Origin of the sequence: Kitasatospora sp. NPDC005748, assembly GCF_040630735.1 — a bacterium.
Taxonomy (GTDB): Bacteria; Actinomycetota; Actinomycetes; order Streptomycetales; family Streptomycetaceae; genus Kitasatospora.
The window spans coordinates 1-12,623 of the sequence record NZ_JBEXYD010000043.1; the positions used below are offsets into that span (position 1 = coordinate 1).

General features: G+C 72.5%; 6 protein-coding genes and 1 pseudogene. 3 read left to right on the forward strand and 4 right to left on the reverse strand.

Going from position 1 to position 12,623, the window contains the following annotated elements:
• Positions 1-250: 250 nt before the first annotated feature.
• The gene (locus ABZ495_RS26125) at positions 251-541 is read left to right on the forward strand and encodes a hypothetical protein (RefSeq protein WP_359838365.1); all 291 of its coding nucleotides are present in this window, start codon (positions 251-253) and stop codon (positions 539-541) included.
• 249 nt (positions 542-790) lie between these two features.
• Here the strand turns inward: ABZ495_RS26125 and ABZ495_RS26130 are convergent, their stop codons facing one another.
• From ABZ495_RS26130 to ABZ495_RS26140, 3 genes are all read right to left on the reverse strand, one after another.
• Positions 791-1,966: a hypothetical protein gene (locus ABZ495_RS26130; protein WP_359811984.1), complete on the reverse strand. Its 1,176-nt coding sequence runs from the start codon at positions 1,964-1,966 to the stop codon at positions 791-793.
• A complete protein-coding gene (locus tag ABZ495_RS26135) occupies positions 1,966-8,142 on the reverse strand; it encodes a LamG-like jellyroll fold domain-containing protein (RefSeq protein ID WP_359838367.1) in 6,177 nt (2,058 codons plus the stop codon). The genes ABZ495_RS26130 and ABZ495_RS26135 overlap by 1 nt, the downstream gene beginning before the upstream one ends.
• A 646-nt stretch (positions 8,143-8,788) precedes the next feature.
• Positions 8,789-9,397, reverse strand: a complete 609-nt coding sequence (locus tag ABZ495_RS26140) for a TetR/AcrR family transcriptional regulator (RefSeq protein ID WP_359811990.1) — start codon at positions 9,395-9,397, stop codon at positions 8,789-8,791.
• A 132-nt stretch (positions 9,398-9,529) separates the two neighbouring features.
• On the opposite strand from ABZ495_RS26140, the gene ABZ495_RS26145 reads away from it, so the two are divergent.
• Both ABZ495_RS26145 and ABZ495_RS26150 read left to right on the forward strand, forming a co-directional pair.
• Positions 9,530-11,155 (forward strand): APC family permease, encoded by a 1,626-nt coding sequence (locus tag ABZ495_RS26145; RefSeq protein ID WP_359838369.1) that lies wholly within the window; start codon positions 9,530-9,532, stop codon positions 11,153-11,155.
• Positions 11,156-11,160: 5 nt separating this feature from the next.
• On the forward strand, positions 11,161-12,057 hold the full coding sequence (locus ABZ495_RS26150; protein WP_359811996.1) for a carbon-nitrogen hydrolase family protein: 897 nt from the start codon (positions 11,161-11,163) through the stop codon (positions 12,055-12,057).
• 143 nt (positions 12,058-12,200) lie between these two features.
• Here the strand turns inward: ABZ495_RS26150 and ABZ495_RS26155 are convergent.
• Positions 12,201-12,400: pseudogene (locus tag ABZ495_RS26155) on the reverse strand (amidohydrolase); the annotation flags it as partial.
• Positions 12,401-12,623: the final 223 nt, after the last annotated feature.

Sequence of the window (12,623 nt, forward strand, 5' to 3'; positions counted from 1 at the left end):
GCGACTGCGGGAGGACCAGCTGATGCGCTTCGCGTGGCTCGTGCTGATCCCGCTGGCCCTCGTCCAGCCACCCGGACGACACCGGCCTGCAGCCCGACGCCGTGCTGCGCGCCACCTCCGACCCGGTGCGCCGCTTCGGGCCCCCGGACCGCACAGGCGCCCTGGCGGGCACCTCCGGTGAGGGCTGGACCACGTCGTCCTGGTCCGCGCCGGAAGCTGCCGGCGTTCACCAGCTCCACCACCAAGGGGGGTGAGGGTCGGCTGGGCCGCGCCGCTCGACGACCGTCCGTGGGGCCGGGACGGCTGGATCGCGGTGCTGCACCTGGCCGAGGCGGCCGGGCCGAACCGCTGCTCGGCCGCCTCGGCCGGCCCCTCCTGCACAGCGACCGAAGCGAGGCCCTCGACGCCCGGTCGGCTGGGTCGAGGGGGCCTGGACGGCGGAGACGGCTGGGTCGCGGGGGACGAGGGCTACTATCTCGGCGACCCGGCCACCCAGCAGGCCGTCCGCATTTTGCAGCACGCCCACTTCGCGGGCCCCTGACCGGAGCGGACAGGACGACAGGCCGCGGAACGTTCCCAGGGGCGGCGCCGTTCTGCGGCCGGCTGGCGGGCCAGGCGAAGGCCGGGTGAGGGCGACGCTGACCAGCCGGGTCCCCGGGTCCCCAGGTCCCCAGGTCCCCAGATCGGCGGTGTCCGGTGCGGTCCGAGGAGGCCGACGCCGGTCGGTCACCTCGCCCTGCGCCAGGGAGGGTGCCCGGCCCTCCGGTGTTGCCGGAGGGCCGGGCGGGTGTCAGTTCTCTACTCCGAAGTAGCGGGTGAGGTAGTCGATGATCTCGGGCGCGTGGGGGACGAGTTCGGGCAGCTGGGTGGCGAGGGCTTCGCGGGTGGCGGCGGCCAGGCCGGCGCTGCTGGTGGCGGCGGGGCGGACGTGGGGTTCGAGGCGCTTGATCAGCTCGTAGTTGCTGTCGATGTTCTCGGCGCGCATCGCCCTCTCCAGCGGCGGCGCGGTGGGCGGCGGGACGGGTGCGAGCACCCGGCTGACGTAGGTGACCCGGTGCAGGACGCGCCAGCACGGGGGCTTGGCGGAGTTCTGGCGGGTCTGCCGCAGGGCCGCGGCGTCGGGCGCGTCGCTGTTCGACAGCCAGACCGGGTCGACGACCTTGTGGTAGAAGTCGTCGAAGTTGGCGCTGTTCTCGCCGAGGTAGAAGCTGAGGAAGCGGTAGGCGTCCACCTTGCCCGGCACCAGGACGGGCTTTCCGGCCGCGTCGTAGACGGGCTTGCCGTCCTTGTCCCGGCGCTGGAGGTCCCCGGACGGCGCGCACTGGACGTCGAGGCCGAAGCTGCGGGAGGTGTCCCTGCTCCTGGCCCGGGTGACGCTGAAGCCGCCGCCCCTGGAGGCGTCCAGGTGGGCGGTGAAGCCGATGCCGAGGACGCCGAAGCTGAAGTCGAAGGAGCCGCCGAATTTGCTGCTGTAGGTGTAGGAGCCGGAGGTCGTCTCGCTGACGGCGTCGGTGGCCTCGGTGGTCTCGGCGAAGAAGCCGCCCTGGGCCGTCCACACGTAGGTGTTGACCAGGTCCCGGTGCGAGAAGCCGGTGGCGGTCTTGCTGCCGGCGGTGGTGCGGCGGCCGTCCGGGCCGACGGACACGCCCATCGAGCGAAGGGCCGTCTTGGCCTGTTCCTTGGCCTGGTCGTCGCTCGTGTGGTGGCCGACCTCGGTGGAGATCGACTCGTAGTAGGCCTGCAGCCGCTGCTGGTCGCGGGTGACGCGGCGCTTGAGCGCGTAGGCGTCCCGCGGCTTGAAGTAGCTGTACTCGCCGTAGTCCTTGGCCGTCGGGTAGTCGGGGTCGAGGACCTTGCCGTTGTCGTTGAAGCCGACCGTGCCGTCCAGGGTGCCCTGCTTGGTGTAGCGGGGGTTGATCGGGAAGTGGATGACATTCCAGTCCGGCGGGATGTCGGGGTTGGGCATCATCCGGTAGGCGACCAGGGCGCCGGTGTGGCCAGGCGCAGCGCGAAGATGTCGGCGGTCTGCGACTGGACCAGCGCCATGCCGGTGTTGGCGGGCACGTAGCGGCGGCCGACGGCGGGGTTGAGCACCTTGGCGGGGTCCTCGACGTAGCCGCTCAGCGCGAGCTTCGTCTTTCGGGCGGTGTTCCTGCCCTGGCTGATCCTGGTGTCCTCGCTCCAGGTGTTGGAGTACTCGAGGCTGCCCGTCGCGGCGAGCTTCAGCTGGAAGTTGGCCGCGGGGGTCGCGGTGCCGACGCCGAGGGGCGCGGTGACGGTCATGGTGCCGGCGTCGGTCTCGCCGCCGAAGGAGAAGTTGAAGGCGGTGTCGACGCTCCGGGTCCGGCTGGAGGACAGGGCCTGCACCACCTGCTCGGCCTCGCCGAACTCCACCGAGGAGGCGGCGGCGTAGCCGTCGGACTTGTCGGTGAGGTTCTCCGACGGCACCGGCGGGGCGCCCTCGACGTAGCCCATGAGCTGCGGGTCGAACTGGGCCTGGCCGACCCATTCGGTGACCAGGTCGCCCACCTTGTAGCCGGTGATCAGGTGCCAGCGGCCGTCGCGGACGAAGCCGTAGCAGCGCTTGAGCACGCCGAGCGCCTGGCCCCGGGCGTCGTACTGGAGGTCGGCGTACTCGGTGGCGCCGGGGGAGCCGGCGACGGTGCTGTGGAAGGGGGTGCGCACGTCGGCGAGGGCCGAGCGGACCTGCGCGGTGTCGGCGGAGATGGGTGCGGTGGAGAGCAGGACGCGCGGCCGCTTCGGGGAGAAGTCCAGGTCGTTGCCGCGCAGGCCTTCGTCGCGCACCGAGGCGGCGCCGGCGGCGGTGGAGTCCCGGTCGAACGGCCAGTAGCCGAGCAGGTCCTGCTTGTCGCCGCGCAGGCGGGTGAACAGGTTGTCGGAGATCTGCTCCCGGGTGCGGACGGTGCGCCAGATCCGCACCTCCTCCAGGGTGCCGGTCAGCAGTTCGCTGGGCTTGCCGCCCACCAGGCGACCGCCCAGGGTGAGCTGGGCATCGCCCCAGGCGTCGCTGTCCTGGGCGGTCACCGGGCCCTCGGACAGCGCCTCGCCGTTGCGGTAGAGGCGCAGGGCGCTGGCCCTGGGGTCGGGGTCGCGGGTCCAGCGGGCGCCGCGCAGCTTCGCCGGGAAGGAGCCGCCGACGTCGTGGGTGACGTTGCCGGTGTTCTCGTTGAAGGGCCAGCAGGCCAGCAGGCCCTTGTCGCGCGGTCCGACCGGCAGTCCGAGCTGCGGGGCGGTGCGCGCGGTGTTCCACAGCCGCACCTCGCACAGGACGCCGCGCAGTCCCCGGCCCATCTCCAGCGGGCTGGTGTTGGACTGCGGACCGGGGCCGCTGTACAGGGTGGTGCCGGCCGACACGCCGTCGAAGTAGAGGCGGATCTGCTGCACCGGCGGGCTGCTCTCGGTCAGCGTCGCGGTGGTGCGGACCTCGGGGCTGAGGCGCTCGCGCACCACGGTGAGGCGGTGGAAGGTGCCGGGCTTGACGGCCTGGCCGGTGGTGTACCGGTTGGCCTTGCCGTCGGCGTCGGCGAAGGCGAACTCCACCCGGCCGTCGGCCCGGATGCCCAGCTGGTACGGGACTCCGTCACGGCCGCCGTCGATCGCCGCTCCCTTGGCGACCAGGACCATGGGCTTGCCCAGCTGTTCGACCTGGACGAACGCCTCGATGGTGAGGTCCTCCAGGATGTTCAGCGAGTCCTGCGAGGCCACCGACAGGCCCTCGCCGCCGTCCAGGCGCACCGCCCAGGACTGGGTGAAGGTCGCGGCGACGTGCCCCCACTCGTTGCACGGGAAGCGCTCGGCCGAACGCACCACCTGGCCGCCGACCCGCGCGACCACCTGGTAGCCCTTGATCGGGGAGGCCGTGTCGTTGGAGCCCTCGAAGTTCCAGTGGCCCAGCAGGCCGGGCTCCAGTCCGGACAGCCGCTGGTAGCGCTGGGCGGTGATCTCCTCCGGGGTGCGGACCCGCCCGAAGACGCGGACCTCGTCGATCTGGCCGTAGAGGTGGGCACCGGTGAACTGCTGGTGGCCCAGGACCAGCGGGCCGTTGCCGGCATAGGCTCCGGTGGCGGTGCGCCGGGCGACCTCGACGCCGTCCCGGTAGAGGATCTGCTCCCGGGTGGCGTTCCTGTACACCGCGGCCCAGTGGTGCCACTCCAGGTCGGAGTACGCCTGAGTGGTGGTCAGGTCGTCGTCGAACAGCGCGAAACCGAAGGTGTTGTCCGGCTCGAAGTGCAGGTGCAGCGTCCGGTCCCGGCCGCCCCCCGGGAGGCCGTGGGTCAGCAGTGGCTCCCGGACGCTGCGGGCATTGTCCCGCTTGGCCCACAGCTCGACGGTGAAGTCGCGGTTCGACAGGTCGAGCGAGGCGGTCAGCTCGACCTTGGAGTTGCCGAGGAACTGCCACACGGGGAGACCGGCGGCACCGAGCGCCAGCGAGTAGGACGCCCCGTCCGTCTTGCCGTGGACGAGCCGGCCCTGTCCGGTCTCGGGGTGGACCCACGCCTCCAGGCTCAGGTCCCCGCCCGGGGTGACGGCCTGGTGCTTCGCGGCGGGGAGCGTCAGGTACTGCTCCTTGCCGTCGAACAGGAAGGCGCGGCCGGGCATCTCGGCGCGCCAGCGGCAGCCGCGGCCGGTGACGGACGCCTTGGCCGTGCCGTTGGGCACGGAGTCGACCCCGCCCGTGGTCAGTCCGATCAAGCGGGACCCGGCGGACAGCAGGACCCCGGGCCGGCTGGACCGGGCCCGGCTCCAGTCGTAGGCGACGAGGCTGACCTTGTCACCGGGCTTGATCGCGGTGCTCGCCGAGGTGAGGGTGAGGGTCTTGGCGCCGATCGGGGCGTCGGCGGACGCGGCGTGGTTGGTGCCGCCGATGAGCAGGTGGGCCCTGGACGGGACGGCGACGGTGGTGGCGGCGGTGAACTCCACCGTGCTGCCCGTCACCCGTGCGACCGTGCCCAGCGTCACCGGCCGGCCGGGGTTCCCGGCCAACGCGGCCGCCATCAGCTCGGCCTTGCGCGGCAGGGACCTCCAGGTCTCGGTGTCCGTCCCGACGGTGACGGTCAGGTCGCAGCGGCCGGGCGCGTCACCGTCGCTGACCTGGATGGTGCATGGGTCCAGGGCGACGGCCGGGTCGCGGGCGAGGAAGGCGAGCGTGCCGCCGTCCCCGGCCAGCGTCCGGGCGCCCCGGATGACGGCGGTGTCGTAGTACACGGCGAAGAACTGCTCGTTGACCCCGCGGAAGTACAGCACGAGGTTGCCGGTGCCGCTGTCCAACAGCGTCGGCCGGTCGGTGCCCCGGGCGAATTCGAGCAGGCTGCCGGACACGCTCAAGCCGGTGGCGTCCACCGCGATCAGCGGCATGGCCAGCGTCAGGTCGTCATCGCCCTGCAGGGCGGTCGACAGTGCGGCCAACCGGCTCTGAGCGGCTTGCAGTTCGACCTGTCGGGCAGTGAGCCTGAGCTGCAGTTCGGCGGTGCGCTGCTGGGCGGTGATCGCCTCCTGGAGCTTCCTGCGCAGCTCGTCCATCGCCGCCTTGGCCGGGCCGTACTGCTTGTCCAGCCCCGACGTCAGGCCGAGGTTGACCAGGAGGAACAGGCCCGATTCCGCGGTGAGGCACTCGCTCGACTGACACAGGAGGGCGTACGGGACGGCGGAGGGCGAGCCGATCGCAAGCCGGCTCTTCCGGTTGACGAGGCGGACCTCGCGCGTGGCGGTGACGTCGTTGTTGTCGGTGAGGAGCATGAACTGCATGGCGGCGTTGGCCGGGTCGTGGGCGGCCGCGTCCAGCTTGGCGTTCTCCTCCGTCGAGTCGCCGACGACGTGCAGTCGCTGCCCGGCCGTGTTGCTGGAGACCAGCCAGTAGCAGGGCCTGCCGTCCTGGCTCTGGCCGACGGCCGCCAGCCGCCAGACCGCCCTCGACTGCGGGTCGGCCGGCTTGTCCTCCGTGAAGACCACGACGCCGTTGCTGCCCGGATTGCTGGCGGCGAACAGCCACCGCCACCGGTAGCCGCTCGGCGCCACCCGCTCGGTCTTGAGCCCCAGGTTGTAGTTGTAGGCGGTCACCTGGTCCCTCTCGGCCAGGTAGCGCCTCTCGAGGTCGTCGAACCCCGGCCGCAGGCGGTCGTGTTCCGCCTGGTGGTCGGCCGCCTTGCCGGCTACGCCGGCCAGCTGGGCGATCTTCGACCGCAGGTCGGCGATCTCCGGCTCCAGCCGCTTGATCGTCTGTTGCAGGGCGCTGATCTGCTCCGAGTCCTGGCCCTTCACCGGCCGCTTGAGCACCGCCGGGTCCAGCACGTCCGGGGCCTGGGCCAGCCGGCCGTCGCGGCCGACGGCGAAGTCCAGGGCGGCCGTGTACGGGTCCTGGCCGTCCTTGGCGGCGAAGGCCAGCATCACCCGGGCCTGCCGCTTGGCGGGCTTGGGATCGGGGCGGTACCCGGCGACGACGTTCTCCTGCTGGTGGTAGAGCACGGCCGACATGCCGGACTCGACCGTGCGCCCCTTGAGGGTGAAGCTGTCGCGCCGCACCCCGGGGTGGTCGCCGACCGGGGCGTCCGAGCCGGTCCACTGCGCGTCGGCGCTGAGCGTCCCGTGCAGGGCGTTGTCCGTCTGGTCGTAGGCGGTGGTGCCGGCACCCTCGTCGAAGCGGTAGTAGGCCACCAGGCCCGGCTCGTTGCCGATCAGCCGGTGGCCCATGCCCGCGGTGAGCTCGGCCTGGGAGCGCACCCGGTTCCAGATCCGAAGCTCGTCGAGGTCGCCGTCGAAGTGGTCGCCCGCACCGTCCTTGCCGACCAGGGTGCTCACGCCGGTGGCCGGGGTGAAGGGCAGCGCGCCGCTGCCGGCCGGATTGCCGTTGACGTACAGCTTCGCGGTGGTGCCGTCGAAGGTGGCGGCGACGTGGGTGTAGGTGTCGGTGGGGACGGTATCGGTGGAGGTGAGCGGGGACGGCGCCCCGGTGTGGGTGAGCACCACCGAACCGGTGGGGTCCACGCTCAGCCGGTACTCCCCCTTCCGGCAGAGCACCGGGCCGTCGTAGGAGTTCGGCTTGATCCAGGCCTCGACCGAGTAGGGCTCGCCGCCGAAGCGCAGCGCCGCCGGGTCGCCGAGGTCGACGCAGGGGCCGGTACCGGTCAGCCGCAGCGCCGTCTCCGCGTGCCCCTCGGCGCCCGTGACCGGGACCAGCTCGCGCCCGGTGAACGGACAGGTGCCCGGGCTGCGTTCGAACACCGAGTCCCGGTAGAGCGGATCCGGGCTGGTGTAGAAGCGGGTGCCGAGGGTGTTGAACAGGCCCTGGGCGCCCTGCTCGACGTTGAAGCAGTCGACCCGCCCGGTGGCGTCGTTGTGGGCGAACAGCTGCCAGCGCCGCACGTTGCTGACCGCGGTGGGCACCAGCACGGCGGCGAACCGGCCGCGGGTCAGGTTCCGGACGAAGGACAGCTCCTGGGTCGGCTCGTGGAAGGGGCGGCCCTCCATGTCCTCGGTGCCCAGGCTGTCCTTGGCCGACTCGGGGCGGGTGGCGTGCCGGCTGCGCTTGAAGCGCACCTCCAGGACCGGCTTGAGCTTGCCGTCCACCAGCAGGAACCGGTCGACCAGCAGGGTGTCGCGCACCAGCGGCACCTTCTTCGCTCCGCTGAGCACGTAGTCGCCGCGGGTGGCGTCCCCCGAGCAGCCGCCGCCGGTCAGCTTGTGCACCGCGTCGGTGTGCGTCGCGCCGATCGACTGCCGCAGCACCACCAGGTAGGTGCCGTCGGAGACCACGTGGAACGGCGCGTCCGCCGTCAGCCGCGCGGTGCTGGAGAGGAAGGAGTCGGTCTCAGCGGCCGTCGGCCGGTCATCGGGGCCCGCCTCGGCTCCGCCCCGCTTGACCGTGGGCATCGCCGTCGCCCCGACGACGGCGTACCCCACCTCGGCCAGCTCACGGGGGAAGGCGAGTTCGGCGGGGTTCTCGCTCCAGTACGCGGAGTCGATCTCCCCCTTGGTCTGCTGGCCGGACAGGTCGAGGACGGAGTAGACGATCCGGCGCGCCGCGTCCATCGCGAACGCGATGGTCGTGCCCTGGTGCCGGGCCATCGTCACGTGCCGGTACGACCGGTCTCCGTAGACTTTGAGCAGGGATTCCCGAGGTGCCACTGTTCCCCTCCCACAAGCATGGACGCCTGCCCCGGCCCGTCCCCCGTCCCGGAGCGGCGATGAATGTGCCGCGTACCCCTGACGAGGCGTCGGCAAGTCTGGCATCGGAGCTTCGGCGGCGAGGTCCGGTTGAACTTACTCTCTTCACAACCGACTTGAACGCTGCGGCTGGTGGCCGGAACATCGCGTTCCGGTCGTCGGGGCCGGCCACCACCTCCAGGCCGGCGTGGGTCGGCGAGCCGGAGAGGCGGGCGCGGGTCGGCGAGCCGGAGAGGCGGGCGAAAGGGGTGACCGTGCCGCGACCCCGCCTCATCCGCGGCGATGGCCCCGACCGTCGGCTTCTTCTTGCCGGGCACAGCTCCAGCCCGAGTACGAGGACGATCTCCTGGCACGTAACCAGCCATTCGACCGTGCGGCGTTCGGTCAGCGCCGAGAGGAGCTGCTGGTGGTCCGCCGCGAGCACGTCCGCGGTAGGCGTGGGCCGCCACACCGGCACGATCGAACCCGTCCGTGCTGCACCCGCGCGGGCGGGTTCGATCGACGGCACCGTGACTCTGCCTCCGGCTCCGGCACACCGGAGTCCTCGACCGAGACGGAACCGACAACGCCGGCCTCCGAGCGCTGCGCGCGCGACGCCGGGATCCCCTCAGGCCCGAACGCCCGGGTCGTGGCCGGTGACGGCGCGGGCGTAGGAGTTCAGTGCGCTGATCACCTCGGCGCGGGTGCGCCGACCGGCGAGTACCTCCATCTGGTAACCGTCCTCCATCGCCACGAAGTTGGCCGCCAGCAGGCGCGGGGGGTCCGGGAGGACGAAGTGGCCCTGCGCCTCGCCGAGGACCAGGATCGCCGAATAGACGGCGATCTGACGTTCCGTCAGAGCGCTGTCCAGCGCGGCGGCCTTCGCGTCACGCAGGCAGCGTGGCCAGTACTCGAAGAGCAGCCTGGTCAGCGCGTCGTCCGGGCCGGTGGCGACGCCGTTGTCGATGCAGGCCCTGAGCTTGTCGCGGGCGTCGGCGAAGCCGTCCGCCGCCTCCTCGCGCCCACGGCTGTAACGCTCGATGGCCTGCTGGTAGGTCTCGTGGACCAGGCCGTCGAGGTCGCCGTAGTAGAGCACGGCGGCCGGCGTGACCCCGGCCTCCTCCGCGATGTCGCGCAGCCGCAGTCCTTCCAGGCCCCGCACCATCAGGGCCCGCTGCACCGCCGCCCCCAGCTCGGCCCGGCGAGCCTCCTTGCCGCTGCCCTTCTTGGCCGCCACTCCCTCTCCCTCCATTGGTTCTGTTGCATCTCGATTTAACAATACCTCCTCAGCTCTTGACTGATACAGCAGCTATCTCTTAAATCTGCGTTTAACAACTCCCTGTGCCCCCCACCGCCCCAGGAGCCCGCCGTGACACCCGACCCCCGCGCTACCGACGTCAGACCGGGCCCACCACCCACCCCCGCCGGAAAGGGCCTGCGGGCCGGCTCGGTCGGCCTCGCCGCCTCGATCGCGCTCGGCCTCTCCTCCGTCGCCCCGGCCTACAGCATCGCCGTCACCCTGGGCTTCGTGACGCTCGTCGCCGGGGACCTCGCCCCGGCCGCGCTGCTGCTCGGCTTCCTGCCGATCCTGCTCACCGCCTTCGCGTTCCGTGAGCTCAACCGGGAGATGCCGGACTGCGGCACCACCTTCGTCTGGACCACCCGCGCCTTCGGGCCGGCCGTCGGCTGGCTCGCCGGGGGTTGGGTCGCTCAGGCTGCCACCGTCATCGCGATGACCGCCCTCGCCAAGGTCAGCGCCGGCTACCTGCTGGCTCTGCTCGGTCTGCACGCGCTCGCCGACGACGGCGCGACCGTCACCACGACCGCCGTCCTGCTACTGGCCGGTCTCACCGCGATCGCCCACCGCGGCCTGCGCGTCGCGGCCGCCGTCCAGTACGCGCTGCTCGGGCTCCAGTTGATCGCGCTGCTCGGCTTCGGAGCCGTCGCCCTCACCCGGCCCGGCTCCGCCACCCCGTCACTGGCCTGGCTCGACCCGCTCGGCTTCGACGGCTTCGGGCCGTTCGCCCAGGCCGTGCTGCTCTGCCTGTTCATCTACTGGGGCTGGGACGCCCTGATCACCACCAACGAGGAGACCCGGGACAGCGGCCGGGTCCCCGGCCAGGCCGCCGTGATCTCCACCCTCGTCCTGCTGGGGACGTACCTGTTCACCGCCTTCGCCGCACTCTCCTTCGCGGGCTCCGGCACCGACGGCCTCGGGCTCGGCAACCCCGACAACGCCGCCGACGTCCTCGCCACCCTCGCCCCACCCGTCCTCGGTGACGCGCTCGCCCGGGTGATGCAGCTGGCCGTCTGCGTCTCGGCCGCCTCCGCGCTGCTCACCTGCCTGGTCGGCACCTCGCGGGGCACGCTCTCGATGGCGGCTCACGGCGCCTTGCCGCGCGCCTTCGCCCGCATCCACCCCCGTCACCTGACGCCGGGCTTCGGCACCGTCTTCTTCGGTGCGACGGCGGCCGGCCTGCTCGTCCTGCTCACCCTGGTGTCGAGCCACTTCCTCGGCGACGCCATCCTCTGCGTCGGCCTGCTCATCGCCTGCTACTACGGCACCACCGCACTGGCCTGCGTCTGGTACTTCCGCGGCCGACTCCGCGACTCACCGCGGGACCTGCTGCTGCGAGGCGTCCTGCCCCTGTTCGGCGGGCTGCTGATGCTCGCGGCCTTCGCCCGCAGCGCCGCCGACATGTTCGACCCGGGTTACGGCAGCACCTCCTTCCACGGCGTCGGCGGGGTCTTCCTGCTGGGCGTCGGCTCCATCGCCGGGGGAGTGGTCGCCATGCTGGTCGTGCGCGCCCGGTTGCCCCGCTTCTTCCGCGACGGCCGCACGGCCGTAGCCCGACTCACCGTCACCGACACCGACACCGATGTCCGCGCCCCGGCCACTGCCACGGGCCGTCTCTCTACCACCGCCCGCCCCTCTGCCACCGCCCGCCCCTCTACCACCGACGCCGACCGCCCATCCGACTCCACGGAGGACTGAACACCATGCGCACGCTCGCCATCGCCGCCCTGCAGACCAGGCCCGTCACCCACGACCTCGAAGCGAGCTGGCAGCGCTTCGCCGACCAGGTCCGCACGACGCGGGCGCTCTTCCCGCACGTCCAGCTCGTCGTCGTTCCCGAACTGCTGCTCGCGGCCGAAGGCCCGCTCCTGCGGCCGGCACCCGCGGACTGGATGGAGCGGGCCGCCGTCACCGTCCCCGGCCCGCTCACCGACCGGATCTGCGCGCTCGCCGTGGAGACCGGCCTCTGGCTCGTCCCCGGCAGCCTCTTCGAACGGGATCCGGCGGACGGGCTCGTCTACAACACCGCCATCGCCGTCTCCCCGCAGGGCGAGATCGCGGCCCGCTACCGCAAGGTCTTCCCCTGGCAGCCGTACGAACGCGCCGCCCCGGGCCACGAGTTCACCGTCTTCGACATCCCCGGTACCGGCCGGGTGGGCCTGGCCGTCTGCTACGACGGCTCGTTCCCCGAGACCTACCGCCAACTCGCCTGGCTGGGCGCGGAGATCGTCATCCAGCCCACCCTCACCACCACCCGCGACCGGGAGATGGAGCTGGTCTGCGCCCGCGCCAACGCCTGGACCAACCAGGTGTACGTGGTCAACGTCAATGCCGCCGACCCGGCCGGCGTCGGCGCCAGCGTCGTCGTGGACCCGGAGGGCATCGTCCGCCAGCAGGCCGGCCCCGGCGAGGAGATCCTGGTCGACGTCCTCGACCTGGACGCCGTCACCCGCGTCCGCCGCCACGGTTCGGCCGGCCTCAACCGCCCCTGGGCCCAGCTCGCCCGCTACGGCGACACCGTCCGGCTCCCCATGTACGGCGGCGGCGGCTTCCGCACGCCGGACTGGCTGCGGGAGGCGGAGGCGGAGGCGGAGGCGTAGGGCGGCACCGCTCCGCCGTCCGGCTCCCCGGCGCGGGCGGGGACGCCGGGGGTGCGCCGGGAATGCCGGGGGATGCCCGGAACGCCGGGTGCGTCCGCCACCCCGGCGGACGCGCCCGGCGCTCGGGCTACGGCCGCCGGCCGGTCGCTGCCCGCCGCCAGGGTGGCGCCGGACCGCAGCAGGCCGCCGAACGGGTACTGCCAGGCGGCCCGTTCGGGACCGAGGAACGGGATGGTCAGCTCGTCCCTCCGCGGCTCGTGGGCGGCCCAGAGCGGCTGGACGTTGGCGAGCGCGCCGAGCGCGGCAGGTAGCTGGGGTCGACGGCCTGGAGGCGCGCCAGGTGGTCAGCGGGCGGACCGGATCGGGCAGTCGGTCGCGGCGGGTCAGCACGTCCACCGTCCCGCCGTCCGTGACCTGCGGTCGCGTGAGCCCGCGCAGCACACCACCGGCACCGAGGGCATCGTCGGGAGGTAGCGGGAGCATCGTCACACCGCTGGAGCCTGCTCGACCACGACCCGGCGGACCGGCACCGCTCCGTGCGGGTCCACCCGATGGTGCAGCGAGCG

What these genes read in the sequence shown, in the direction of transcription:
- ABZ495_RS26130 (WP_359811984.1), bottom strand. Translation starts at nt 1,966, where the DNA reads ATGCCCAACCCCGACATCCCGCCGGACTGGAATGTCATCCACTTCCCG.
- ABZ495_RS26150 (WP_359811996.1), top strand. Translation starts at nt 11,161, where the DNA reads ATGCGCACGCTCGCCATCGCCGCCCTGCAGACCAGGCCCGTCACCCAC.